At 70.4% G+C, this 25,625-nt stretch carries 25 protein-coding genes and 3 tRNA genes; 18 read left to right on the top strand and 10 right to left on the bottom strand.

Going from position 1 to position 25,625, the window contains the following annotated elements; genetic code table 11:
* Positions 1–168: 168 nt before the first annotated feature.
* The 5 genes from FHX37_RS15095 to FHX37_RS24120 form a co-directional block, all read right to left on the bottom strand.
* A complete protein-coding gene (locus FHX37_RS15095; protein ID WP_141924504.1) occupies positions 169–831 on the bottom strand; it encodes an NAD(P)H-binding protein in 663 nt (220 codons plus the stop codon).
* A 68-nt stretch (positions 832–899) separates the two neighbouring features.
* Positions 900–1,628: a phosphatase PAP2 family protein gene (locus FHX37_RS15090; protein ID WP_141924503.1), complete on the bottom strand. Its 729-nt coding sequence runs from the start codon at positions 1,626–1,628 to the stop codon at positions 900–902.
* Between the two features lie 132 nt (positions 1,629–1,760).
* Positions 1,761–2,747 carry a 2-oxoacid:ferredoxin oxidoreductase subunit beta gene (locus FHX37_RS15085; protein WP_141925279.1) on the bottom strand — a complete coding sequence of 329 codons (987 nt, stop codon included), beginning with the start codon at positions 2,745–2,747 and terminating at the stop codon, positions 1,761–1,763.
* Between the two features lie 67 nt (positions 2,748–2,814).
* A complete protein-coding gene (locus FHX37_RS15080) occupies positions 2,815–4,668 on the bottom strand; it encodes a 2-oxoacid:acceptor oxidoreductase subunit alpha (RefSeq protein ID WP_141924502.1) in 1,854 nt (617 codons plus the stop codon).
* Positions 4,669–4,881: 213 nt separating this feature from the next.
* Complete coding sequence (locus tag FHX37_RS24120; protein WP_394344500.1) at positions 4,882–5,019, bottom strand: putative leader peptide; 138 nt, start codon at positions 5,017–5,019, stop codon at positions 4,882–4,884.
* 228 nt (positions 5,020–5,247) lie between these two features.
* On the opposite strand from FHX37_RS24120, the gene FHX37_RS15075 reads away from it, so the two are divergent.
* Complete coding sequence (locus tag FHX37_RS15075) at positions 5,248–6,111, top strand: M48 family metalloprotease (protein ID WP_141924501.1); 864 nt, start codon at positions 5,248–5,250, stop codon at positions 6,109–6,111.
* 33 nt (positions 6,112–6,144) lie between these two features.
* Here FHX37_RS15075 and FHX37_RS15070 read toward each other — a convergent pair whose 3' ends face one another.
* Positions 6,145–6,642, bottom strand: coding sequence for a YajQ family cyclic di-GMP-binding protein (locus FHX37_RS15070; RefSeq protein ID WP_141924500.1), 498 nt, complete (start codon positions 6,640–6,642; stop codon positions 6,145–6,147).
* Between the two features lie 251 nt (positions 6,643–6,893).
* On the opposite strand from FHX37_RS15070, the gene FHX37_RS15065 reads away from it, so the two are divergent.
* Positions 6,894–6,975, top strand: a tRNA-Tyr gene (locus tag FHX37_RS15065).
* Between the two features lie 242 nt (positions 6,976–7,217).
* Here FHX37_RS15065 and FHX37_RS15060 read toward each other — a convergent pair.
* Positions 7,218–7,676, bottom strand: coding sequence for a MarR family winged helix-turn-helix transcriptional regulator (locus FHX37_RS15060; RefSeq protein ID WP_211351840.1), 459 nt, complete (start codon positions 7,674–7,676; stop codon positions 7,218–7,220).
* 98 nt (positions 7,677–7,774) lie between these two features.
* Between FHX37_RS15060 and FHX37_RS15055 the strand changes: the two genes are divergently transcribed.
* Positions 7,775–8,857: an FAD-dependent oxidoreductase gene (locus FHX37_RS15055; protein WP_141924498.1), complete on the top strand. Its 1,083-nt coding sequence runs from the start codon at positions 7,775–7,777 to the stop codon at positions 8,855–8,857.
* Positions 8,858–8,905: 48 nt separating this feature from the next.
* On the opposite strand, the gene FHX37_RS23655 is transcribed toward FHX37_RS15055, so the two are convergent.
* The 3 genes from FHX37_RS23655 to FHX37_RS23650 form a co-directional block, all read right to left on the bottom strand.
* The gene (locus FHX37_RS23655) at positions 8,906–10,189 is read right to left on the bottom strand and encodes a pentapeptide repeat-containing protein (RefSeq protein ID WP_141924497.1); all 1,284 of its coding nucleotides are present in this window, start codon (positions 10,187–10,189) and stop codon (positions 8,906–8,908) included.
* A gap of 103 nt (positions 10,190–10,292) precedes the next feature.
* Positions 10,293–10,880: a TIGR03086 family metal-binding protein gene (locus tag FHX37_RS15045; protein ID WP_141924496.1), complete on the bottom strand. Its 588-nt coding sequence runs from the start codon at positions 10,878–10,880 to the stop codon at positions 10,293–10,295.
* 33 nt (positions 10,881–10,913) lie between these two features.
* The gene (locus tag FHX37_RS23650; RefSeq protein ID WP_246062300.1) at positions 10,914–11,516 is read right to left on the bottom strand and encodes a restriction endonuclease; all 603 of its coding nucleotides are present in this window, start codon (positions 11,514–11,516) and stop codon (positions 10,914–10,916) included.
* A 486-nt stretch (positions 11,517–12,002) separates the two neighbouring features.
* On the opposite strand from FHX37_RS23650, the gene FHX37_RS15035 reads away from it, so the two are divergent.
* The 15 genes from FHX37_RS15035 (at position 12,003) to FHX37_RS14970 (ending at position 25,346) form a co-directional block, all read left to right on the top strand.
* Entirely contained in the window at positions 12,003–12,251 is a 249-nt protein-coding gene (locus tag FHX37_RS15035) for a hypothetical protein (RefSeq protein ID WP_141924495.1), read from the top strand.
* A 51-nt stretch (positions 12,252–12,302) separates the two neighbouring features.
* A complete protein-coding gene (locus FHX37_RS15030) occupies positions 12,303–12,551 on the top strand; it encodes a hypothetical protein (RefSeq protein ID WP_141924494.1) in 249 nt (82 codons plus the stop codon).
* Between the two features lie 51 nt (positions 12,552–12,602).
* Positions 12,603–12,854: a hypothetical protein gene (locus tag FHX37_RS15025; RefSeq protein WP_141924493.1), complete on the top strand. Its 252-nt coding sequence runs from the start codon at positions 12,603–12,605 to the stop codon at positions 12,852–12,854.
* 14 nt (positions 12,855–12,868) lie between these two features.
* A complete protein-coding gene (locus FHX37_RS15020; RefSeq protein ID WP_141924492.1) occupies positions 12,869–13,141 on the top strand; it encodes a hypothetical protein in 273 nt (90 codons plus the stop codon).
* A 236-nt stretch (positions 13,142–13,377) separates the two neighbouring features.
* Positions 13,378–14,097 carry a DUF2397 family protein gene (locus tag FHX37_RS15015; RefSeq protein ID WP_246062299.1) on the top strand — a complete coding sequence of 240 codons (720 nt, stop codon included), beginning with the start codon at positions 13,378–13,380 and terminating at the stop codon, positions 14,095–14,097.
* A gap of 81 nt (positions 14,098–14,178) precedes the next feature.
* Complete coding sequence (locus FHX37_RS15010; RefSeq protein WP_170181594.1) at positions 14,179–15,387, top strand: TIGR02678 family protein; 1,209 nt, start codon at positions 14,179–14,181, stop codon at positions 15,385–15,387.
* Complete coding sequence (locus FHX37_RS22920; protein ID WP_170181593.1) at positions 15,384–15,551, top strand: hypothetical protein; 168 nt, start codon at positions 15,384–15,386, stop codon at positions 15,549–15,551. The genes FHX37_RS15010 and FHX37_RS22920 overlap by 4 nt, the downstream gene beginning before the upstream one ends.
* Complete coding sequence (locus FHX37_RS15005; protein WP_141924489.1) at positions 15,548–20,140, top strand: TIGR02680 family protein; 4,593 nt, start codon at positions 15,548–15,550, stop codon at positions 20,138–20,140. The genes FHX37_RS22920 and FHX37_RS15005 overlap by 4 nt, the downstream gene beginning before the upstream one ends.
* A 263-nt stretch (positions 20,141–20,403) precedes the next feature.
* Positions 20,404–22,512, top strand: coding sequence for an AAA family ATPase (locus tag FHX37_RS15000; RefSeq protein WP_394344499.1), 2,109 nt, complete (start codon positions 20,404–20,406; stop codon positions 22,510–22,512).
* Positions 22,513–22,622: 110 nt separating this feature from the next.
* A tRNA-Thr gene (locus tag FHX37_RS14995) sits at positions 22,623–22,694 on the top strand.
* A gap of 110 nt (positions 22,695–22,804) precedes the next feature.
* Positions 22,805–22,876: transfer RNA gene (locus FHX37_RS14990), tRNA-Met, on the top strand.
* An 86-nt stretch (positions 22,877–22,962) separates the two neighbouring features.
* Positions 22,963–23,127: a 50S ribosomal protein L33 gene (rpmG, locus tag FHX37_RS14985; protein WP_141924487.1), complete on the top strand. Its 165-nt coding sequence runs from the start codon at positions 22,963–22,965 to the stop codon at positions 23,125–23,127.
* 143 nt (positions 23,128–23,270) lie between these two features.
* Positions 23,271–23,747: a MaoC family dehydratase N-terminal domain-containing protein gene (locus tag FHX37_RS14980; RefSeq protein ID WP_141924486.1), complete on the top strand. Its 477-nt coding sequence runs from the start codon at positions 23,271–23,273 to the stop codon at positions 23,745–23,747.
* Positions 23,744–24,172, top strand: a complete 429-nt coding sequence (locus tag FHX37_RS14975; protein ID WP_141924485.1) for a MaoC family dehydratase — start codon at positions 23,744–23,746, stop codon at positions 24,170–24,172. Before FHX37_RS14980 ends, FHX37_RS14975 begins: the two co-directional genes overlap by 4 nt.
* Before the next feature lie 151 nt (positions 24,173–24,323).
* The gene (locus tag FHX37_RS14970) at positions 24,324–25,346 is read left to right on the top strand and encodes a UDP-N-acetylmuramate dehydrogenase (RefSeq protein WP_246062407.1); all 1,023 of its coding nucleotides are present in this window, start codon (positions 24,324–24,326) and stop codon (positions 25,344–25,346) included.
* Positions 25,347–25,625: the final 279 nt, after the last annotated feature.

Here is a 25,625-nt window from a genome sequence, read left to right as displayed (position 1 = left end):
GGCTCCGGTTGCCCTGGTCCCCCGGCCTCGCCAGTGCGGTGCCGGACGCGCCGCTCGTCACGAACAGTGTCCGCCGGGCGGGGCCCAGCGCTGCGGAAAACGCCGGACCGTTCCGGCTTCCCATAATGCCGGTTATCGGAGGTGTGTAGCCACACGCCCCCGGAATGTTCAGCTCGTGACGGAAGCGACCGCGTCGGCGACGGGGGTGCTGCCCCCGACGAGGTCCAGCACGTGGCCGATCGTCGCGGGCTCGTCCAGAAGCGCAGCGATGACGGCCGCGACGTCCTGGCGGGGAACCTCGCCCCGTTCGGCCCGCGGCGCCAGCCGCACCCTGCCGGTGCCCGCGTCGTCGGTGAGCCGCCCCGGGCGCAGGATGGTCCACCCCGTGTCCAGCTCCCGCCCCCGGATGTCGGCGTCCGCGTCCCGCTTGGCCGCGACGTAGGCGGCCCACACCGGTTCCGCGTCGGGAGCGGGACCCTCGTCCACCCCGATGGCCGACACCACGACGTAACGGTTCACCCCGGCCAGGGCGGCGGCGTCGGCCATCCGGATCGCCGCGTCCCGGTCCACGGTCTCCTTGCGGGCCGCTCCACTGCCCGGACCCGCCCCGGCGGCGAACACGGCCGCGTCCGCCCCCATAAGTTTCTCCGCGACCTGGGTCACGGTGGCGTTCTCCAGGTCGAGCAGCTCCGCCTCCGCGCCGGTGGCGCGCACGTCCTCGGTATGGTCCGGGTTGCGAACGAGGCCGACAGGGGTGTCCCCGCGCTGTGCCAGCAACCGTTCCAGGTGCAGGGCGATCTTTCCGTGGCCTCCGGCGATAACGATACGCATGGCCCGTAGGGTATGCGCTCACACGGCCGGAAACAGCTGCCTGGGGCACCGGCGCGCGGTGTGGGGTGTCACGGTCGGAAGGCCGGCCGGTCCCACCGGCGCGCACCCGCGGGCAGGAACGTCCACAGCAGCAGCGAGCCGGCGACGACCGCCACGCCGAGGGCGGCACCGGCGAGGACGTCACTGAACCAGTGCACCCCCAGCAGCGGGCGACTCAGCGCCGTGCTGACGGTGACGGCGAGCGCCGCCGCCCACGCGGCCGGACGCAGCCGGGAGGGGAGCAGCGGCAGGACCGCGAACAGCAGGATGGCCGTACCGGTGACCGCCATGAGCGCGTGTCCGGACGGGAAGGACGGGCCGACAGCCGTCGTGATCGGATCGTCGAAGGCGGGCCGTTGCCGGCCGACCGTCAGCTTCAGCGCCAGACCGGCGAGGTTCGCGGCGAACACCGTGCCGGCGGCCCACACCGCCGTGCTGATCCGGCGCCGCAACAGCAGCCACGCGGCGGTCGCGAGCGCGACGATCCGCATCGTCCACGTGCCGAACGCCTCCGTCCACAGCTCCACCCCGTGCGCCGCCGCGGATCCGTGGACCAGCCCGTACAGCGCTCCGGCGACGACACGGTCCGCCGTCACCAACGGGCCCCATCCCACGGCCACCAGTGTCCCCAGCAGCACGAGCGCGACCGTCGCCACCAGGGTGGCACCGGTCAGGGGGCGGCGCTGGCGGGGGAGCGGGTCACACGGCCGAGGTTCGGTGCCGCAGTGTTCTCGGGAGGGGACGGAGCGCGAAACCATGGCGGCACAGGGTAGTTCCGGTGGCCGCACCGAGCGAACCGGCGGTGGAGCCGCGGTCGACACTGCGGGAGCGCGCGGCCGCGCCGGAACCCGGTCCCGTGCGCGGCCGCGCGCTCGTCCGCCGGCTGCCTGTCAGTCCACGGTCCAGGTGTCCCCGCTCGCCAGCAGCGCGGCGAGGTCACCCTCCCCCTGGGAGGAGCGGGCCGTGGACAGTTGTTCCGTCATCATGCCGTCGTACGTGTCCCGCTGCACGTCGCGGAAGACCCCGATGGGAACGTGCGCGAACTCCGGGTAGTCCATCCGGGACAGCGCGAACGCGTACCCGCTGTCCTCCCGGTGCGCGTCGTGCCGCAGCACGCGCTCCTCACCCACCTCGGCCACGTCCGCCACGTTCAGGTCCCCGTACTCGCCGAGCACGACCCCGCGGTCGTCCCCGATCCGCAGCGGCTGGCCGTGCTCCAGCCGCAGCAGGCGCGTGTCCCGCTCGTCGGAGTCCTTCAGCGGGCCGAACGCGTCGTCGTTGAAGATCGGGCAGTTCTGGTAGATCTCCACGAACGAGGCCCCCGGGTGGTCGGCCGCGGAGCGGAGCACACTGGTGAGGTGCTTGCGGTCGGAGTCGACCGTGCGCGCGACGAACCCCGCCTCGGCGCCCAGCGCCAGCGACACCGGGTTGAACGGCGAGTCCACCGACCCCATCGGGGAGGACTTGGTGACCATGCCCGACTCGGAGGTCGGGGAGTACTGGCCCTTCGTCAACCCGTAGATGCGGTTGTTGAACAGCAGAACGTTGATGTTGACGTTGCGCCGCAGCGCGTGGATGAGGTGGTTGCCGCCGATGGACAGCCCGTCGCCGTCACCCGTGATCACCCACACCGACAGGTCCGGCCGGCTGGACGCCAGACCGGTGGCGATCGCCGGCGCCCTGCCGTGGATGGAGTGCATGCCGTAGGTGGACAGGTAGTAGGGGAACCGCGAGGAGCACCCGATCCCGGAGATGATGACGATGTTCTCCTTGGGGACGCCGAGCTCCGGCAGGAACCCCTGGAACGCCGCCAGGATCGCGTAGTCCCCGCAGCCGGGGCACCAGCGCACCTCCTGGTCGGACTTGAAGTCCTTCATCTTGTACTGGGCGTCGCTGCGCGGTACCAGGTCCAGGCCGCCCGGGAGCTGTCCGTTGGAGCCGTTGTCACTCGCCACGGTCGATGACCTCCTGAATCACGTTCGCCAGCTCCTCCGCCTTGAACGGCAGTCCGCTGACCTTCGTGTAGCTGATGACGTCGACCAGGAACCTCCCGCGCAGCAGCAGCGCGAGCTGGCCGAGGTTGATCTCGGGGACGATGACGCGCTCGTAGCTGCGCAGCACCTCGCCGAGGTTCTCGGGGAACGGGTTGAGGTGGCGCAGGTGGGCCTGGGCGACCTTCTCGCCGGCGCGGCGCGCGCGCCGCACCGCGGCACCGATGGAGCCGTAGGTCCCTCCCCAGCCGAGGACGAGAACGTCGGCCTCCCCGGATGGGTCGTCCACCTCCACCGGTGTGACGTCGCTGGCGATCCGGTCCACCTTGCCCTGACGCGACCGCACCATCAGGTCGTGGTTGCCCGGGCTGTAGGAGATGTTGCCGTACCCGTCGCTCTTCTCGATCCCGCCGATGCGGTGCTCCAGCCCCTGGGTTCCGGGGACCGCCCACGGGCGGGACATGGTCTCGGGGTCGCGCCGGTACGGCAGGAACGTTCCGTCCTCGGTGTTGGGCTCCGTCGTGAAGTCCACCGACAGGTCCGGAAGGTTGGACACGGCCGGGATGCGCCACGGTTCGGAACCGTTGGCCAGGTAACCGTCGGAGAGCACGATGACCGGGGTCCGGTACTTGGTGGCGATCCGGGTGGCCTCGATCGCGATGTCGAAGCAGTCCGAGGGGGACCGCGGCGCGAGTACCGGCATGGGGGACTCACCGTTGCGTCCGAACATCGACATCAGCAGGTCCGCCTGCTCCGTCTTGGTGGGCATTCCCGTGCTGGGGCCCGCGCGCTGCACGTCGATCACCAGCAGCGGAAGCTCGGTCATGACCGCGAGTCCCAGCGTCTCCGCCTTCAGGACCATCCCCGGCCCCGAGGTCGTGCTCACCCCCAGCGAGCCGCCGAAGGAGGCGCCGAGCGCGGCCCCGACACCGGCGATCTCGTCCTCCGCCTGGAACGTCCGGACCCCGAACCGCTTGTGCTTGGACATCTCGTGCAGGATGTCCGACGCCGGGGTGATCGGGTACGAGCCGAGGAACAGCGGGAGCCCGGACAGCTGGGTTCCGGCGAGCAACCCGTACGACAGCGCGAGGTTGCCGGTGATGTTGCGGTACGTCCCCGACGGGAGACGGGCCGGTTTGATCTCGTAGGAGACGGCGAAGTCCTCGGTCGTCTCCCCGAAGTTCCACCCGGCGTTGAACGCGGCCAGGTTCGCGTTCAGGATCTCGGGTTTCCCGGCGAACTTGGACTCCAGGAAACTGCGCGTTCCCTCCGTCGGCCGGTTGTACATCCAGGAGAGCAGCCCCAGCGCGAACATGTTCTTGGCGCGCTGCGCCTCCTTCTTGGAGACGTCGAACTCCTCGACCGCCTTGACCGTCATGGACGTCAACGGGACCCGGCTCACCTTGAACTCGTCCAGCGTCCCGTCGTCCAACGGGTTCTGTTCGTACTGGACCTTCGCCAGGCTGCGCTTGGTGAACTCGTCCGTGTTGACGATGATGGTGGCGCCCTTCGGCACGTCCTCCAGGTTGGCTTTCAGCGCCGCCGGGTTCATGGCGACCAGGACGTTGGGGGCATCGCCCGGTGTCATGATGTCGTGATCGGCGAAGTGCAACTGGAAGCTGGAGACGCCTGGAAGGGTCCCCGCGGGGGCGCGGATCTCCGCCGGGAAATTCGGCAGAGTCGATAGGTCGTTGCCGAACGACGCTGTTTCCTGAGTAAACCGGTCACCGGTCAGCTGCATACCGTCGCCGGAATCTCCCGCGAACCGGATGATGACACGATCGACCTGTTCGACCTGTTTGGTCACTGAGATCGCCGACCTCCTAGGTAAGCCGCCGTGGGGAGCACGGCGGCTTGGCTTGCCTCGGATCCCGCCGACCAGCTTAGGAACCGGCCGGTCGCTGGAAACGCGGCGGGATCTGTGAACGTGAGCGGGGACCTATGTGCCAGCCTACGAACCCGCGGACGACGGTGAACGTCGCGGGTGGTCCTAACACTGCGTCCGTGGTCGTCGGACGCGTCAGAACCGTCGCGTTCCGCGTTCGCCAGGCACGCCGGGGAGCCGGCGACACAACGCGCTGGCGATCCGCAGCAAGTCCACATGCCGCCGGGCCACGAGCAGAGCTCCCGGCGACGCGATCGCAGTATTGACAGCCACGCTCAACACTGTAGGGCGTTCCTCCACCGAAGAGGGCTGTGGGTGGTGGAACTCACACGCCGCGCGCGGTCGGGATGTTCGGGGCGCGCCGGGGCGGGCGCCCCGCCGGCCTCGCGGCTGACGAACGTGAACTTCCTCGCCCTGCGGTGGGAACGCGCGCCCCGAAGTCGTACGTTTTCCCGTCGGGTACGCCGCGACGAACACGACCGAAGGGGGCTGGGAGACATCGTGCAGCGCAACACGATCCGCGCCGTCGGCCTTCTCGCCAGCCTCTCGGTGCTGGTCGCCCTCGTCTGCTGGGGCTGCGGCGGGGCCCAGGGGCTGCAGCTCGGCATCGTCGTCGCTGTCGGCGTCAACGGGCTGGTCTACTTCTTCGGCGACTCGATGGCGCTGCGTGCCATGCGGGCACGCCCCGTCAGCGAGATCGAACAGCCGGACCTGTACCGGATCGTGCGGGAACTCGCCACCGCGGCCCGCCAGCCGATGCCCAGGCTGTACCTGTCACCCACTCCCGCCCCCAACGCCTTCGCCACCGGCGGCAGCCCCCGTGGTTCCGCGCTGTGCTGCACCACCGGTCTGCTGCGCCACCTGTCCCAGCGGGAGCTGCGCGGGGTTCTGGCGCACGAGCTCTCCCACATCCGCAGCAGGGACACGCTCGTGTGCTCGGTCGCGGCCATGCTGGCGGCGATCATCACGTCCATGACAGCGCTGGCCCTGCTGCTGCCACTGGGTGACTCGGAGGACGAGGACGTCCCGAGCCTGCTCGGCGGCCTGCTGTTCCTCGTCCTCGGCCCGGCGGCGGCCCTCGTGATCCAGCTCGGTGTCAGCCGGAACCGCGAGTACCGCGCGGACCGGGCGGCCGCGCAGCTGACCGGGGACCCGCTCGGGCTCGCCAACGCGCTCCGCAGGATCGAGGTGGGAACACGCACCCACCCCCTGCCCACCGAACGGCGCCTGCTCACGGCCGGACACCTGATGATCGCCCACCCGTTTCCGCTGCGCGGCATGAGCAAGCTGTTCGCGGCACATCCCCCCACGGGCGACCGCATCCGCCGCCTACAGCGGATGGCCGACCGGTGGGGGACACACTGACCGGGAAGCGGCGGCAGCGCCCGGCCGGGCGCTCTACCGGTAGTTGACGAACTGGAGCGGGACGTCGAGGTCCTTCTCCCGCAGCAGGTTCATCACCGCCTGCAGGTCGTCCTTCTTCTTGGAGGTGACCCGCAGCTCGTCACCCTGCACCTGGGCTTTGACGCCCTTCGGCCCCTCGTCGCGGATGATCTTGGCGATCTTCTTGCCGTCCTCGCTGGAGATCCCCTCCTTGAGGGAGATGGGCAGGCGGCACTCCTTGCCGGAAGTGGTCGGTTCGTCCGCCGGGTCGAGGACTTTCAGCGACACGCCGCGCTTGATCAGCTTCTCCTTGAACACCTCCACAGCGGCGTTGACACGCTCGTCCGTGTTCGCCTTGATCTCGACTCCCTGCTCACCGGACCACGCGATGGTGGCACCGGTGCCCCGGAAGTCGAAGCGCTGGGAGAGCTCCTTGGCTGCCTGGTTCAGCGCATTGTCGACTTCCTGGCGGTCAAGTTTGGACACGACGTCGAAACTGGATTCAGCGGCCACGTAGGCTCCCACATCTGCGACGGTCACCGGGCCTGTCGGCCCGAGGGCTTGTTTCCGGTGCGTCCGGTGGCTGCGCGCACCATCCGGACGCAGCAGAACCCGAGCCTAACCGGGTGTTCCCGGTGCTGTTCCAGCGACGTTCCGGTCCCCGCCACGCGGGCGCCGACGGGCGGTGAGGCAGTGATTTCGTATCTGGCCCGGATCTCCGCTAGGATTGCTTACGCGCCGCGGCGAGAAGCCCGCGCACCCCAGCCAGGTTGCCCGAGCGGCCAAAGGGAGCGGTCTGTAAAACCGCCGGCACTGCCTTCCAAGGTTCGAATCCTTGACCTGGCACTCGCAGGGAACGGCCCCTGACCGGGAGGATCCTCGGTCAGGGGCCGTTCTCGTGCGTCCGGCCATGTCCGGGACCGTCCGGCCGCGAACGGCTGTCTGTGCCGAATGCGTGTCGAAGCTTTAGTGGCCCTTGGACGGAACGTTTGGGACCGTGCTGAACGCGTTCCCGGCCGTGCGCCGGGGCGGCGGCCCTGACCCGCGACGCATCCGGCGCGGGCCGACAGCGGCACGCGGACGCTCACTCAGGAATCGGGACGCCCCTCGCGGCCGGGTTCGGTCTCGGCCCCGGCGAGGACCCGGGCGATGACCGAGGTGAGCTGCCCGCTCTCCTCGGGTGCCAGGTCACCGACGAGTTCCTCCAGCCGCCCGGACACCTCCTCGTGGAAGTCGACGGCGATCCGGGAGCCCTGCTCGGTCAACGCGACCCGGCATTCCCGCCGGTCGTGGGAGTCGCGCCTGCGGACGGCCAGCCCGCGGCGCTCGACGCGGTTCACGAGCCCGGTGAGGCTGGATTTCTCCAGGTGCAGGGACCGGCTCAGTTCCGTCATGCCGAGCTGGGTGTGGTGGAGGACACAGAGAAGCTGGGCCTGCTGCGGAGTGATGTCGTAACGCCGGCCGGTCTCCGCGAACACGTGCTCCACGAGATGCGTCAGTCGCACCAGGCTCTCGGCGAGCCTTCTCCCCGGGGGTGTCTCCGTCACAACGCCTCCTTTCCGCGCAGTGTATTTGACCTCCGTTGGCACTGCGAACTAATTTAGTTCGTGAAGCCAATATTTGGTATTACGAACTAAGGATGGTTATGACCGCGACCGTGGTTGTCGTCGGCGGTGGGTACGGCGGTATTACGGCGGCGAGGGCGCTGGATGACGTGGCCGACGTGGTCCTCGTCGACCCTCGGGACACATTCGTCCACAACGTCGCCGCGCTACGTGGCCTTGCTGACCCCGCCTGGACCGATCGGATCTTCCTCTCCTACGACCGGCTGCTCGACCGCGGCCGAGTGGTCCACGAGGGGGTGGTCCGCGCGGACGCCGCGGGCGTCACGCTCGCCTCGGGGGAACGGATCGACGCGGACTACATGATCCTCGCGACCGGGTCGACCTACCCCTTCCCCGCGAAGGTCGGCACTGACGACAGCACGGCCGCGAGAGCGAGGATCCGGGCCACGCGCGAGGCGTTGTCCGGTGCCGGGAGCGTCCTCCTGCTCGGCGGGGGACCGGTCGGCCTCGAACTCGCCGGTGAGATCAAGGCCGTGTGGGCCGACAAGACCGTGACGGTCGTCGACCCGGCCGAGGACATCGTCTCCGGGGACCTTCCCGCGGAGTTCCGCGCCGAACTGCGCCGGCAGCTCGGTGAGCTGGGAGTGGAGCTGCTTGTGGGTACCTCGCTGCGTGAAGGGCCGCCCTCGGAGGCGGGAGAGGCCGAAACGTTCACCGCCACGACCCACTCGGGACGGGAGGTCACCGCGGACATCTGGTTCCGCTGTTTCGGGGCCGCACCGAACAGTGACTACGTCGCCGGCGATCTGGCGGCCGCCCGGCGGCCGACCGGGCACGTCGACGTTACCGCTGAACTGCGGCTGCCCGGCCACGACCACGTGTTCGCTGTCGGTGACCTCACCGCGATCGCGGAGAGCAAGAAGGCGAAGGCGGCCGAACAGCACGCCGCGGTGGCCGCGGCCAACATCCGCACGCTGATCCTCGGCGGGGACAGGTTGGACACCTACGACCCCGCGCCGCCGAGCATCGTCCTTCCGCTGGGCCCCACGGGCGGGGCCTCCTACACGCCCGACACGGGTGTGCTGGGTGCCGAGACCACCTCCCGGCTCAAGGGGACGCACATGCGGCTGGGGCCCTACACCGAACTGCTGCGTACCGAGTGACCACGTGGCCGGACGAGAGAGACGTACAGGGACATCTGATCCGTATCGTTACTCCGTGCCGGGTGCCTCACCCGCAGCGTCTTCCCACCCCCGCGGCAGCACGGCCGTTCCCGGCTCCCCGGCCGCCACCGCATCCAGCAATCCCCCCGGGCACGGTCCTTTGGCCGTACCGAAGTCCACGGTGCCGCCGGCGAGGACGACACCACGGAAGTTCACCGTGTCGCCGGCGAAGGCGGCGTAACGGAAGTCCACCAGGCCGCCGGTGAAGGTCACCTCACCGAAGTCCATCGTGCCGTTGAGGAAGCGAGCGAAACCGAAGTTCACCGTTCCGCGGGAAAAGGCGGAGCGGGTGAAGTCCACGGTGCCGCCGGAAAGGGCAGAATCGCCGAAGTCCACCGTGCCGCCGGCGAATTGAGCAGCGCTGAAGCGTGCTGTCCCCCCGGCGAAGGCGGCGTAGCGGAAGTCCACTGTCCCTCCGGTGAAGGCAGCGCCGCTGAAGTTGACCGTTCCCATGGTGACGAGGACGTCACGGAAGCTGACCGTGCCTCCGGAGAAGGTGGCGTCGCGGAAGTTCACCAGGCCGCCGGAGAAGCGGGCTTCGGAGAAGTCGCCGCCGTCGAAGACGACGCCGGTGAAGTCGAAGTCGTGGCCCTGCCAGGACACATGTGCATCCTCGCGCAGGCGGGCCGCGATGGTGCGGATGATGGTGTGGCGCACCTCACGGAGGGAGGCGAATTCCAGTTGACGTCTCTGACGCTCACAGCGCTGCTCCTCGGTGGCACCGTCGGACGGTTCGTCGGGAGCGGGAGTGTGGGGCATGCGCAGGTAGGCGCACAGCACGTCGATGCACATCTGGCGCAGCTCCCGTGTCGGGGCGTCGTCGGCCAGGTGAGCCAGAGCGTGGACCGCGCCCAGCCGGACCGCGGCGTGCTCGCTTCCCAGCTCCGTGTACGCGGCCGTGAAACGCTCGTTGAAGAGCCGGGTTCTCTCACGGTCCTCCCCGAACTCGGCGGTGCGCTGTTTTCGGTACGAGATCACCAACAACGCGGTTCCGACCAGGCCGGCCACCACGGCGAAGGCCCGTGTGGTGATCGCGTTCAGATCCCGGGCGGTGAGTTCGGCGGGTGCGCGCAGTGGCGGGGAGCCGAGGAACCACCACGCTCCGGCGCTTATCGCTGCCACTGCGGTGATCACGAGGGCCCAGGCCACTCCGATCAGGCGCCCCAACTCCGGGAGCCGGGTCAGTGCACGACGTCCCTTGCGTGCCCACCGGGGCGATGCGATCCTCCCCCGCCGCGGACCGGCAGTGGAAGGCCTGGGGGAGTCAGCCATGACGTTCACCGTAGGAGTGGGACTCTCACGGAACGCAACCCGCTCCGGTCGGGGGTATCAGGTGACAACCAGTGGTGGCGTGGGGTGCTCCGGGACAGGGCGCTCACCGGCCCCACGAGGGGTCGCGCCCGCTGAGGCCGAGAAGCCGGTCGAACAGGGGCGCGTCCTTCGGAACGTCCACCACCGGACCGAAGAGCCCGGCGCGGGCCTGCGGGTCGTCGGTGGGAACCCGGGAGACGAACGCGAAGCACGCCTCGGCGCTTTCCGGATCGCACTCGTAGGGCTGTCCGGTCGCCCGGGCGAGGTCCCAACCGTGCAGCACCAGCTCGTTCAGCGCGATCACACCCGCCTGCGGAGCGGGAAGCTCCAGACCCCCGGCCGCGGTGTCCCCCTCCCACGCCTGTGGGATGGCCCAGGCGGCCGCGAGGTCGTCGAGCCGCTGTTCCAGGTGCGCCCGCCAGTTGGTGGGCAGGTTCGCCTCTGACGGTTCCGGTGCCGGTCCGTCCGCCACGGTGGCGGTGTGGTCGGCGGCGTTCCGGAAAGCGGCGGAGAGCTGCATCACGTGGATGAGAAGGTCTCCGACGGAGTAGCCAGCGCACGGGGTGGGATCGGGCAACCGGCCGGAGGGGGTTCCGTCGATGAGCGCCTTCATGCGGTTGGCCGCCGGTGTGAGGTCCGGCGTCGGTTCCATGGGGCGGCCTCCTTCGCTCTGTGGCGCGGACGTTCATGTAGCGGGGGGAAGGTGTGGTTGCTGGTACCCAGCTATCCACAGGGCGAGCTCCTCCCGGCCCACCAGGGTCATGCTGTCTCCCGCCTCCCGTTCCGCCGCTGCGGTGAACCCCTGGGAAGCGACGAACAACCCAAGGTATCCGCTGTGGGTATGGGCCAGCACACCCTGGAAGGCGCGGATCTCGTTCGGTGGGACGGGTTTTCGCAGCCGCTTGCACTGGACGGCGCACGGTCGGCCGTCCGGTGTCTCCGCCCGGATGTCGACACCACCGTCGCCGCGCTGACCGACCACGGCGACATTCCGGTAGCCGGTGTGGCGCATCAGGTCGGCGACGCGGTGTTCGAACCGGGTACCGGACATTGTGTCGATGGTCGTGAGGTCCGTGCGGGCAACGACACGGCGCAGTCGCCAGGTTTCCCAGCGGCGGCGCAGCCACAGCACCGCTCCGGCGAGGGTCGCCAGCACCACGGGAACGCCGATGATCCAGAACCACGGGGAACTGGTGGCGCCCTGCTCGATCGCTGCGGCGAGGAGGAACGCCGCGCCGGCGGTGATGCCAGCGGTGCGCCGGAGGCGGTCCGTCAGTGGAAGGGTCACGGGTGCTCTTTCCGGAAGGGGATGGTTTTCCCAATTGTCGGCCGCAACGCGCGCTCCATCGGGGGCGGGGGGCAAAAAGGGGAGATTTGTCCGTTTGCTGTCCCGGTGCGGCGGGTCGGTAGCGGCGTTTCCCGGCCAATGTCGCCTGGCGGGTTAAAGCATGTCCGCAATGGGGGCGGTTGCGTGGGGGATTCGGAGCCGGCGGGGGAGCGAACGGTTCCGGCCGCCGCGCACGGTGTTCCGGCACCCCTCTCTCTGGAACAGCGGAGGGAAAATGATTGGAAAAAATTGCCCAAAGTCCCTGGTGGGGCGTTGGATATTCCCGGTCTATTCATATTTCATCGGACGAAACGGGCATCCTGATTTCTTGATTTTGGCGTTGACATAACCCGTTCTCCCGGTCGATGATTGTCCAAGTCCACCGCAATCATCGGGCGCATGCTCGCGCCCTTTCCCAATCATCTCGCTTGAATTTTCGGGAGAATCATGCTGAAGAAGCTGACTGCTGCTGGTTTCGTCGCCGGGGCGGCGATGAGCGCCGTCCTGATGGCCGCTCCTGCGCATGCGTCGGGTGGACACCACGGCGGTGACCAGCAATTCAACCAGAACCTGCAGGTCGTTCCCGTTCAGGTGTGCAACGCCAACGTCGGTGTGCTCGGTGCCGCTGTGCCGGTCCTGTCGCCGCAGACCACGGGCGACTGCACCAACGGCCCGCGGACCGCGAACGTCGACTAGTCGACGGATATCCGACCTCACACACATTCGTTTTTTTCGGAAAGGGAAGCGATGCTGCGGAAACTCGCGATCACCGGTGCCGTCGCCGGGGCGGCGATGGGTGCCGTCCTGATGGCCGCTCCTGCGCATGCGTCGGGTGGACACCACGGTGGTGACCAGCAGTACAACCAGAACCTGCAGGGTGTTCCCGTTCAGGTGTGCAACGCCAACGTCGGTGTGCTCGGTGCCGCTGTGCCGGTCCTGTCGCCGCAGACCACGGGCGACTGCACCAACGGCCCGCGGACCGCGAACGTCGACTAGTCGACGGATATCCGACCTCACACACATTCGTTTTTTTCGGAAAGGGAAGCGATGCTGCGGAAACTCGCGATCACCGGTGCCGTCGCCGGGGCGGCGATGGGTGCCGTCCTGATGGCCGCTCCTGCGCATGCGTCGGGTGGACACCACGGTGGTGACCAGCAGTACAACCAGAACCTGCAGGGTGTTCCCGCTCAGGTGTGCAACGCCAACGTCGGCGCCGCCATCGGCTTCGCCGTGCCGATCCTGTCGCCGCAGACCACGGGCGACTGCACCAACGGCCCGGTCGGCGCCAACGTCGACTAGGAAGCGATGCCACCATGCTGCGCAGACTGTGCATGGCTGGTGCCGTCGCCGGGGCGGCGATGGGTGCCGTCCTGATGGCCGGACCCGCGCAGGCGTCGGACCACGGCGGTGACCAGCAGTTCAATCAGAACCTGCAGGTGCTACCGATCGAGGTGTGCAACGCCAACGTCGGTGTGCTCGGTGCCAGCGTCCCGCTCGGCTCGCCGCAGAAGACGGGCGACTGCACCAACGGCCCGGCTGTGGCCAACCTCGACTCCCAGGACGCCTACGACGCGATCCCGGAGTAGCGGAGGCCGAGCCAGGTCCTAGCGGGTGGGCAGCGGTGTCCGTACGGGCGCCGCCGCCCACCCGCACTGTCGTGCCGGGGCCCGGGGAAGTGCTCCCCGCCGCGCGAGGCGACCGCGCACGAAAATCACAGTACGTATGAGTTCGCAGCTCACCGGCCCCCTGGTCCCGTGCCGTGCCGCCCGCGACCGACCGCGGTGGGCGCTGCGGTCGCCCACGGTCCTTAGTCTGCTGAATTGTGGGTGACTCAGCGGACCAGCAGACGACACAAGCACCGGGCGGCGGCGCGGACCGCCCCGCCCCCCGCCACGGCCGTGCTGCACTGCTGCAGCTGGCGCGTTGGTTCGACGACGCCGACGCCGCCACGGCACACGACATATTCACGGCCGCGTTCACCACCTACGGCGCCCGGCACCTCGGCAGCCTGAGCGGCGGCTCGACCGCCGCGACGACGAGCTGGTGGAACGCTCCCCGGGCGCACACCGCCGACTCCCGCGCCACCAGCGCCCTGCCCGTCGCGCCGGTGCAGGACCACACCCACCAGCGCGCCCGCCTGCGTGACGAGGCGGAGGCCTCGGCCCACTGGCGCCGTTCGGCTGCCCACGAGGTCCGTCGCGCCCTCCGCGAACCGACGGGTGAGGACGCCAGTGTCCACCTCTCCGGGCTCGCCTCGCAGGTCGTGATGGAACTCCTCACGGCCGCGCTGGGGTCCGAGGACGCCACCCGCGGCCCCGTCTCGGCGGGTGACCTCGAGCTGGGAATCCGGCTGCACGCCCAGCGTTGTCCGACGGCCTCCCTCACATTGCGTTCTTCCGGTGGGGATCTCACCCTGGAAGGACTCCGCCTGCGCGCCACCACGTACGCGTTCCACCCGGCCGAGTTCGACTCCGACACCCCGGCGGAGAGGAACCCGCCCGAGACACCGGACACCGACCTCTGGCCGGCCCGCCAGGCGTAACCCCTTCCCGACGGTCCCAGCGGACAACGGCGAGCACGACAACCCGCACCACAGACAACGACCCAGGAGGTGACGGCTCCCGTGGCGTCCAGTACGGACAACGCCCTCACCGGGGAACGCCAGACCGCAGCCAGGTGCCTCCTCGCCCGTCCACTCATCGCCGCGCGGCGCGCTCCGGAGGAGTTCGCCCTCATCCGCTCGCACTCCGACTGGTTGATCCAGCGCTTCCACCGGACACTGGGCTACGAGCTGACCGTCGCCGAGGACCACGCGAGACTGGCGAAAGCCGGACTGGTCCGCCCCGTCTCCCAACCGCCCCGCCGCGCGAGCGGTGTCCCGTTCACACCGCGCACCTACACCTGTCTCGCGTTGTGCCTCGCCGTCCTCGTGGAGGCCCCGCCCCGGATCACGGTGGCGCAGCTCGCCGCCCAGGTGCGCGCGGCCGCCTCGGAAGCGGGCGTCGACCTCGACCCGGACACGCGCAGGGGGGAACGCGGCGCTCTCGTGGCCGCGCTGCGCCACCTCGCCTGGTGGGGGGCGGTCACCGTGGACGGCAGCGCGCTGTCCGCCTACGTCACCGACGGAACCGCACAGGCGGAACTCGGCGTCCACGCCGCCATCGCCCGCGACGCGATGGCCCACCCTCCGACCTCCACCTCGGAGCCCGCCGTCTTCCTCGGGGCGATGGCCGACGACGACCCGGTCGACGACGCGGCCGGTGAGACGGAACTACGCCGCATGCTGGCCGAGACCGCGGTGGTGTACCGCGCCGACCTCTCCGACCGCCAGCGCGCCCGGCTCGCCCGCCACCAGTGGCGAGCCGTGTCCGAGCTGGGGGAGCTGCTGGGCTGCGACGCGGAGATCCGGGCCGAGGGCGTGGCCCTGGTGCTGCCGGGTGAGACCGGTGGGGAGAGCGCCGCGGTCTTCCCCAACGCCGACCCGACCGGCCACGCCGCGCTTGTGCTCCTGGAACGCCTGGTCGCGCGGCTCGCCCCGGAACGCGGCCCGACCGATGCGCTGCCGGTTCCCCCCGAGGTGATGGAACAGGAACTCGCCGCGGTCACCGACCCGGAGGGCGGGGAGCAACGGGGATGGGCGCGCACCGCCGCCCAGCACGTTCCCGACCCCGGGGAGACCACGAACCAGGTACTGGACCTGCTGCACACGTGCGGCCTGGCGGCACGGACCGGGGATGCCGCGGCTGGGCCCCACGAGGGGTGGTGCCTGCGTCCCGCCGCCGCCCGTTACGGTGGCCGACCACCGAGCCCCGGAACGGAGGAACCCGAGTGAGCCGGGAGAGGGAGCGCGGCAACGGTGTCGTCCACCGGCCGGAGGAACCGTTGTCGGGAGGCGCCCCGGATCCGGGAGAATGGCACCATCCCCTGCACCCCCCGATCACCGGTAGCGACCGGTACGACGGCACGGAACGGCACGGAGCGGAGGACGGTCTATGACCGACGCGAACGCGGCAGAGGGCGCGGACCCGTCGACTCCCGTCACCGCGGGCAGTGACCACGAACCGGCGACCGGGACCGCCGGAACCACGACGCTCCCAGAGGACGGAACCGAGACGGTCCCAGAGGACGGTCAGGACGACGCCCCGCCCGCGACGGCCGCGCGTGCCGGAGGGGACACGGCGGATCTGGCCGACACCGCCCCGCTCGAGGTGGCCGCCACCGCGAACCCCCACCCCCGTTACCGGCTCAACCGGGCCGGTATCCAGAACGTGTGGCAGTACGACGACCACGTCTTCCAGTTCTCCGACGGGCGGCTCCTCCTCCGCGGCCGGAACGGGACCGGCAAGTCCAAGGCTCTGGAGATGCTCCTCCCGTTCCTGCTCGACGGGGACGCCCGCCGCCTCGACACCACCGGGACCAGCCGCACCAGCCTGCGCTGGCTCATGCTCGAGGGCCGCACCGCCACCGAAGCCACCGACGGTTCCGCGGACGGGGACGACGCGGAGGAAACCGCCACGGAGACCTCCGCGCTCGGCTACCTGTGGGTCGAGTTCGTGCGCTCCGGTGAGGACGGGGACCAGTGGGTCACGGTCGGCGCTGCCGTCACCGCGACACCCGGCGCCGACGCGCGCAGCGTGTTCTTCGTCACGGACCGCAGGGTCGGGGTCGACGTGGAACTCGTCTCCGACGGGCGTCCCATGCCGATCGACCGGTTGCGCGCGACCCTCGGCGACGGGAACTGCTACGACTCCGCCCTGGCCTACCGGAACCGGGTGATGCGGGAACTGTTCGGGATCGACGACCCGGTCCGGTACCGCAACCTCATCCACCTCCTCTACCGGCTGCGCCGCCCCACGATCGGGGAGCGACTGGAAGCGGGAGAGCTCGTCGCCGTCCTGGCCGAGGCGCTGCCCCCCATGGACGAGGCGGTGCTCGACCAGGTCGCACGCAACGTCTCCGACCTCGAGGACGCCCGCACCCGGCTGGCAGCGTTGCGCTCCGCCCGGGAACAGGTCGGCGCCTTCCTCAGCGACTACCGCGCCTACCTGCGCACCGTCCTGCGGGAACGGGCGCGTGAGGTGCGCGAACAGGTGGACGCCTACCACGGGCGGGACGCCGAGGTCGGACGCCTCGAGTCCGAACTCGACCGGCTCATCGCCTCCGAGAGCTCCGTGCAGGAGGAACGGGACCGGCTCCGCCGCACCCGGGACACCGCCGCCTCGGACGCCGCCACCCTCTCCGCCGGAAGCCAGACCACGGCCCCGGCGACCGGCGACGAGCACCAGGCGCGCTCCGCCGCCGTCAACGCCTACATCCGGTCCGCCGAAGCCGCGTGGAAGGCCGCCGAGTACGCACTCACGACGGAGGAGCACGCCCAGAAGCGGCTCGCCGCCGACATCAGCGCCATCGACCGCCACATAGCGGAGTTCCGGCACGTACACGCCGAACTGCGCCAGGCCGCCGGGGAGTGCGGGATCGACGCCTCCGGACTGGGGGAGGTCCCGCAACCGCTGCCGGTCACCCTCGCCGCACGGGAGAGCGTCACCCAGGTGGACCTGGAGGGGGTGGAACAGGCCGTCGAACGCGCCCCCGTGGCGGGTATCGACGTCGCCGACCTCCGCGGCCGGTTGGCCGAGCTCCACGACTGCCTGGCGCGTACGGACACCAACGCCGCCGAACGCTCCCGTACAGCAGCGGAGCTGGCCGAGCAGGCCACCGAGCAGGCCGCGGCCGAGCGGCGGGAGGCGGCTCTGCTCGGCGAGGCCGAGGTCGCGGAAGGCGCGCTCGAGAGCGCCCAGGCGCGGGAGAGGGACGCTGCCGAGGCGGTCAGCGCGGCCAGCGTGGACTACGCGTCACGTGTACGGGAGTGGAGCGCGAGCTTGCGCGAGGCGGCCCCCCAGAGCGACCTCTCCGCCGAACTGGACAGGATCGAGGAGCGCATCGAGCTCCCGCTCGACGACACCATGCGTGTCCTGGACACGGACACACCCCACGGTGTGCAGCAGCACGCCCGGGCCATCGTGGACCCGCTGCTCACCGAACTGTGCACCCTGCGGGACACCGCCGTCGGTGAGGAACGCGAACTCTCCGCCGAACTCGAGGAGCTGTCCGAGAACCGCACGTCCGAGCACATCGCCCCGCCCCGGCCTGCATGGGCGCCGGACAACCACGAGAACGGAACGGGGGTCGCCCTCTACCTCGCGGTGGACTTCGCCCCGGAGCTCACCACCGAGGAACGGGCCGGCCTGGAAGCGGCGCTGGAGGCCAGCGGCCTGCTGGCGGGCCGGATCTCCGCAGGGGCGACAGTCACCGAGGACACGACCGGTGACCTGCTGCTCGCTCCCGCGCGAGCGGCACCCGGCAGGAACCTGTCCGACGTGCTCGTCCCCGTCCCCACGGAGGAGCTCCCGCACGAGACCATCTCCACGCTGCTGGAGTCCGTCGCTCTGCTGGACCCGCCGGACGCCACCGAGGAGGAGTCGGCCGAGCCCAAGCACCGGCGGGAGACCGTGCCCGTCGGAGGGGGCTCCTCCACCGCGGGCGCCGTCTCGTTGGACGGCCGGTGGCGGCTCGGCGTCGCCTCGGGGATCCACCACAAGACCGTCGCCGAGTACATCGGCGAGCAGGCCCGCACCGAGGCCCGGGACCGGTACGTGGCCAACGTCGACCGGCGTATCGCCATAGCCGAGGCCCTGCTGGCCGAGGCCGAGGAGCGGCGCGGTGACATAGAACGCCAGTACGCCAGGCTGGTGGACATCTCCCGCGACATCCCGGACCCGTCGGACCTGGTGTCGGCGTGGGCAGCGCTGGACAACGCCCGTTCCTGGCTGGCCGAGAAGCAGCGCGAGCACACCGCGGCCCGCGAGGCGGCCGAACGGGAACGCGCCACCGTCCTGGAACTGCGCGCGCGGGTCGCGCGGGCCGCACAGGACAACAGTATGCCCACCGACGCCGCGGGGCTCGCGGCGACCGCCACCGCCGCGGAGAAGCTGCGGATCCGGATCGCGGCGGCGAAACGCGCGTTGGAGTCGCTGGCCGTACTGTTGGAGGAGTACCGGCAGCACAGCGAGGAGTGGGAACGGGCGCGCGGTGAACGCGCCATCGCCGAGGACGCCCGCACAGCGGCGATCGGGGACATGATCAGTGTGCGTCGGGAGACCGAGCTCACCGACCGCGCGCGCAACGCCGCCCCGGAACAGGTCGCCACCGCCGTGGAGCAGGTGCGCGGGCGGATGGGCGGGGCCGACGACCGCCTTCCCGAGCTGGAACGCGACGCGCAGCGGGCCCGGGACGACCGGGTGGCCGCCGAAACCCGGCTGGACACCGCCGTGTCCGAACGCGCCGAACAGGCCCGGCGCGCGCTCGCCGTCGGGGAGCGGCTGGTCCGGACACTGCACGACACCTCCGGAAGCCCCGACCCCGCCCTGTTGGAGGCCGCCGGTATCACCGGGATCGAGGAGCCCCTTTCCGAGAACGGGGCCGGCATCGACGCCGAGGACGCCACCCTCGACAGTCGGGTACGGGCCGTGGACACCGTGCTGTCGGCACTGGAGAGCGAGCTCACCCCCCGGGCGGAGGAGCACCCGGAGGAGGGCACCGCAACGACCGGCGAGGCCAGTGTGGACAGCAGCGAGCTCCTGCGCCGCCGCGAGGAGCTGCACACCGCCCTCGCCGGGGACGGGGCCGCCGGGGCGCGCACCGAACTCACCGAGGTCAACGGGATCAAACGTGTCATCGTGCACGACGACGACGGCGCGCACGACGTCACCGCCTACGCCGCCCACGTGGACCGCGCCATAGCCCACGCGGACGAGACCGCCCTCCTGCGGGAGGAGGAGGCGTTCGAACGCCACCTCCTCGGGGAGCTCGCCGCGCACCTGTCCCAACAGATCGAGGAGGCGAAGCAGCTCGTCGCCACGATGAACCGGGTCCTGGGCGAGGTCACCACCTCCCAGGGGCTGGGGGTGCGGCTGGACTGGCGTCTGGCTCCCGACGCGGACGAGGACATCCAGGCTGTGGTGCCCCTGCTGGCCCGGTCTCCCGAGCAGCGCACCAGAGTGGAAACGACGCGGCTGCGCGACGCGCTGCGGCGTTGTATCGAGGCGATCCGCCGGATGGACCCGGCGGCCACCTCCGGTGCCCAACTGCGTACCGCCCTGGACTACCGGTCGTGGTTCGCCTTCACCGTCTACGTCACGGACGCCGCCCGTCCGGAGCGGGAACGCAAGCTCAGCCACCGGACGGCGCTCAGCCAGGGAGAACAGCGGGTCGTGGCCTACCTGGTGCTGTTCGCCGCCGCGGCGGCGCAGTTCGACTCGCTCGCCGCCCAGGCGCCGGAAGCGCCGCGTCTGATCCTGCTCGACGACGCGTTCGCCAAGGTCGACGAGCCCACCCACGGGCGCCTGCTCGGGCTGCTCGTGGAGTTGGATCTGGACTTCGTGCTGACCTCCGAACGCGTCTGGGGATGCTTCTCCAACGTTCCGAGCCTGCACATATACGAGTGCCTGCGGGATCCCACCACACCCGGCATCGCCACGTTGCACTTCACCTGGGACGGCAGCAGGCGCCGCCTCGTGGGGGTGTAGGGGAGCCCATCCGGTAGCGGCCCCCGTGGCGGCTGGGAGGATGTCGGAGCTGGCGCGTCCTGTTCTAGGGTCGGTCCGGTGGACGCTGTTCGCGACGGGCGGTGCGTCCGGCGCTGCGCCGGCACGGCCGGGGAGGGGGCGGAGCGGATCCCCTGCCGACTGACGGGAACGCGGCCGGGCGGTGCTGGGGCGCAGCGTGGTGGGACGGGCGCCCATCGAACGGACGCTAGCCTGCCAAGGCAACGTCAACAACGAGACGTGGTGTGGTGACGACGGTGACAACGGTCCCTGGTGCCTCCTCCGAGACGGAACCGGAAGGGGAGAGCGGTGGGGCCGGGGCGCTGCAAGAGGCCCTGGCGCGGCTGGCCGAGGCCCCGCTCGATCCCCTCGCCCGGCAGTGGGTGCGTGCAGCCCTGGACGGGGACAGCTCCCTGGACACGCTGGTGCGCGGCGGCACCCCCGACACGAGCGGGTTGGACGCGGGCGGTGACGCCCGGACGCTCTCCCCCGACACCGTCCATCCCGAGGGGCACAGCTACCTCAGCCAGGTACGGGTGCAGGGCTTCCGCGGCATCGGACCCCCGGCGACACTGGAATTCCCCCCGGGGCCCGGCCTGACCGTGATCGTGGGACGCAACGGCTCGGGGAAGTCCAGTTTCGCCGAGGCGGCCGAGGCCGCTCTCACCGGGCGGAACCTGCGGTGGGACGCCATGCCGACCGCGTGGCGGGACGGGTGGCGCAACCTGCACTTCGCCGACCACACCGAGATCACGGTCGAGGTGCACCAGTCGGGGGAGACGCGGCCCACCAGGGTCACCCGCACCTGGAGCGGGGAAAGCGTGCGGTCCGCCCGCGGGGAGGTGAGCTTCCCCTCCGGAGCGGTCGGGTCGTTGCGTGACCTGGGGTGGGAGCAGGCTCTCGCCCGGTACCGGCCGTTCCTGTCCTACGACGAACTCGGCCGGGCCGTCACGGGACGCGCGGCGGAACTGTACGACACGATCACGGAACTGCTCGGGGTGCGCGACCTCGCCGAGGCCGAGCGGCGGCTGGCCAAGACGTGCCACAACCTCACGAAGCAACGCGACCGTCCCGGCCGGGAACGCGACCGCCTCGTCGAACAGCTCCGCGAGAGCGCGGACCCCCGCGCCGAGCAGGCGGTGACGCTGCTGTCGTCGGGGCCGCCCGACCTGGACAGCCTGGCCGCGCTCGCCTCGGACGATGGTCCGGCGGACCCGAACAAGCAGACGGTGCTGCGCCGGTTGCGGCGGTTGTCCGTTCCCGAACGGGCGCTCATGACCGAGGTGGTCAGCGAACTGCGCGGTGCCGCGATGGAGCTCGCCATGGCCGAGGGGACCAAGGGCGATCGGGCGCGGGGAGTCACCCAGCTGCTGGAACAGGCGCTGGAGCACCACCGGCGCCACCCCTCGGACAGCGACTGCCCCACCTGCGGCGCGGAGGGCGCGCTCGGCGCGGAGTGGGCGGCGCGCGCGAGAGCCGAGATCGAGGCGCTGGAGCCCGTGGCGGCGAACGCCTCCTCCGCCTACGAGCGCGCCGAGAAGGCCCGGGACCAGGCCCGTTTCCTGATGGCCCCCATGCCGACGTGGCTGCCCGCCGACAGTGAGCTCGGCCAGGTGTGGGCGGAGTGGGAGGCCGGTGGTGGGATCACCGACCTCCGGGAACTCGCCGACCACATCGAGAACGTGGGGCGGCGGCTGCGTTCCGCCGCCCTCGCCGCGCGGAAGTCGGCGGCGCGGCAGTTGGAGGAGCCCACCGACGGGTGGGCGGAACTCGCCGAACGGCTCTCCGCGTGGGTCTCGGACGCTCGCGCGGCCGTGCGCGTGAACGAGATGCTGGCCCCGGCCGAGCGGGGTCTGCAGTGGCTCACGGCGGTGGCCAGGGAGGTCCGGTCCGAACGGCTGCGCCCGTTGGCGGCGCAGGCCGAACACGTCTGGCACCTGCTGCGTCAGGAACGTCACATCGACCTCGAGGAGCTGCGTCTGGTCGGTCGCGGCGCGCAGCGGCGGGTCGCGGTGGACGTCAACGTCGACGGTGTGGACGGGGGCGGCAACGCGCCGGGTCTGCTGAGCCAGGGCGAGTTCCAGGCGCTGGCCCTGTCCATCTGCCTGCCGCGCACGCTCGTGCACGGGAACCCGTTCGGTTTCCTCGTGCTGGACGACCCGGTCCAGGCCATGGACACGGAGACCGTCGAGGGGCTGGCGAGTGTGCTCGCCGAGGTGGGGCAGCACCGCCAGCTCGTCGTGTTCACCCATGACACGCGGCTGCCGGACGCGCTGCGGCGGTTGGGGCTTCCGGCGACCCTCCGCACGATCAACCGGGACGCGATGTCCAACGTCTGGCTGGCGACGGAGTGAGCGCTCCGAGCCTGTCCCGGCTCCGAGTTGGCAGACCCCCCATGGGGGCGTGTATAGTCGTTACCGACGCGGACGGAGGGGCCGGGAACAGCGGCCAAACACCGTACGTTGCCCCTTTAGCTCAGAGGCAGAGCATCTCCATGGTAAGGAGAAGGCCTACGGTTCGAATCCGTAAAGGGGCTCTACCACTTGGTGAGGGTTGGTTCCACTCAGGTGGTGACCGGCAGACACAGCTGTCGCCGGTCTGGTCGGAATCCGGTACCTTGTTCCGGTAGTCCGGATTGCGAGCCGTGGCGGAGTAGCTCAGTGGCAGAGCAAACGGCTCATAATCGTTGTGTCGTCGGTTCGAATCCGGCCTCCGCTACTGCCTGCGCGCCCCACACACCGTCGGGGACACGCGGGTCGTTTTAGTGTTTGCCCATAGATTTCCAGCGAGAAAGGCACTCCGACGTGGCTGTCACAGATGTGCGGCCGAAGATCACCCTGGCTTGCCAGGAGTGCAAGGACCGTAACTACATCACGCGTAAGAACCGTCGGAACAACCCCGACCGTCTCTCGCTGAGGAAGTACTGCCCCAAGTGCGGGCAGCACACCGAGCACCGCGAGACCCGCTGACGTTCCGGTGGGCGCTCCGCCCGCGGGGCGGAGAGACTGTTCAAACGTATCGGGCCCAGTGAGCAGGACAGCTCACTGGGCCAGATGTGTGTGACATTTCCTGGCGGAAACCGCCAGGACGGGTACGGCGGGAGAGTGACGGCATGGCGATGAACCGTGATTTCGTCGGTCGGGAGTACCCCAGCGCGGAACCCTACGAGGTGACCCGCGGCAAGATCCGGGAGTTCGCCGAGGCGATCCAGGATCCCAACCCGATGTACACCGACACCGACACCGCACGGGACGCCGGCTACCCCGATGTCATCGCGCCGCCGACGTTCCCCACCATCCTGGGCATGGAGGGGGCGCGGCAGGCCATCGTCGACCCCGAGCTGCGGCTGGACTTCTCCATGGTGGTCCACAGCGACCAGAGCTTCTCCTACAGCCGTCCGCTGCACGCCGGCGACGTGCTCACCTCGCTCACCCGGATCTCCGAGATCAAGGCGCTGGCCGGGAACGAGATGCTGACGCTGGAGACCGAGATCACCACCCCGGACAGGGAGCACGTGGTGACCGCCGTGAACAAGCTCGTGGTGCGCGGCGGCGCCGAGAACGACGAGGAGCGGGGAGGCGGGGAATGACTGCCACCGTCCGTTACGCGGATGTCGAGGTCGGAACCGAGCTGCCCGAGCAGACGTACCCGGTGCGGCGTCTCGACCTGGTCCGCTACGCCGGCGCGTCCGGTGACTTCAACGAGATCCACTGGAACGAGCGGGTCGCCAAGAGCGTGGGCCTTCCGGACGTGATCGCGCACGGCATGCTCACCATGGCCCAGGCGGGCCGGATCGTCACCGACTGGGTCGGCGACCCCGGGGCGCTCGTGGAGTACTCGGTGCGGTTCTCCGCACCCGTCGTGGTTCCCGACGACGACACCGGCGCCAGCGTCGAAGTGAGCGGTGTCGTCAAGGAGAAGCGCGACGACAACACGGTCGTGATAGCGCTCACCGCCCGCTCCAACGGGGTGAAGGTCCTCGCCCGTTCCACCGCCGTCGTCCGGTTGGCCTGACGCTTCGGACGGGGAAACCCCCGCCCGGGCCGCGAGGCCACTCCTCCGTCCAGTAGAGGCAGCTGTGTCCGCAGCACATCCGTCCCCGCACACCCGTGACAGCGACCCCCGCGGCGACGGGGCGCCCCCGCCCCTCGCCGACTACACCACGCTGCGGCTCGGCGGGCCGCCCGAGAGGTTCGTCACCGTCGGGGACACCCGGGATCTGGTCTCCGCCGTGGCGGCCGCGGACGCGGCCGGTGAGCCGCTGCTGATGCTCGGCGGCGGAAGCAACCTGGTGGTGGCCGACGCGGGCGTGCCCGGAACCGTGATCTACGTCAACTCCGGCAGCACCACCGTCGAGGACGCGGGATCCGGCCGGGTCCGGGTGCGTGCCAGCGCCGGTGTGGAGTGGGACCCGTTCGTCGCGTGGAGCGTCGCCGAGGGGCTGAGCGGGCTCGAGTTCCTGTCCGGCATTCCCGGCCGGGTGGGGTCGACCCCCATCCAGAACGTGGGCGCCTACGGGCAGGAGGTCAGCCAGACCGTGGCCGAGGTGGTGGTCTACGACCGCCGTCTCGGCGAGCGCCGCACCATGACCAACGCGGAGTGCGGGTTCACGTACCGCAACAGCGTGTTCAAGGGCAGCGACCGCTACGCCGTCTGCGAGGTCGTGTTCGAACTCACCCGCTCGGCCCGCAGCAGCCCGGTGCGCTACGGGGAGGTCGCCCGCGCGCTCGGGACCGAGGCGGGCGGGCGCGTGCCCCTGTCCGACGCCCGCGCGAGCGTGCTGGAGCTGCGCAGGGGCAAGGGCATGGTGCTGGACGCCGCCGACCCCGACACACGCAGTGCCGGCTCCTTCTTCACCAACCCCGTGCTCGCGCCGGAGCAGGCCGAGCGTGTCGCGGCACGCGCCGCCGAACTGCTGGGACCGGACGTGGAGCTTCCGGCCCACCCGGACGGGAACGGGGGGACGAAACTCTCGGCGGCGTGGTTGATCGACCGGGCCGGTTTCGCCAAGGGCTACGGCAGCGACGCCGCGCGGATCTCCACCAAGCACTCCCTGGCACTGACCAGTCCCGCCGACGGCGCGACCGCCGACCTCATCGAGCTGGCGCGGGAGGTGCGCGCGGGCGTGTTCGACGCGTTCGGGGTGTGGTTGGTGAACGAGCCGATCCTGGTGGGGGTCGAGCTGTAGCCGCCACCCGGCCACCGCGCGTGGACAGGGAAGCTGAATTGTTTTTTCAGGCGCGCCGAACTTTTTTATTCCCTGTGCCGTTCTGTTGTTTTTGTCTGGACAATTAATTGCCATAATGGGATTTTTTGTTACGCTTATTCCCGTCGAAGGGGAGTAGTCCCGATGCGTGCGGTCGACACACTGGCCCGCTGAGCGGCCCGGTCGCACGAGCCGGCGAGGATTCCGGCGGACGAGACCTTCGGTCCGGTAGCAACGCGCCGGGTCGAAAGCCTCTGATGT

Origin of the sequence: Haloactinospora alba (assembly GCF_006717075.1) — a bacterium.
Lineage (GTDB): Bacteria > Actinomycetota > Actinomycetes > Streptosporangiales > Streptosporangiaceae > Haloactinospora > Haloactinospora alba.
Note: the sequence above shows the minus strand (reverse complement) of the source record. Positions and strands in the feature narration are given on the sequence as shown.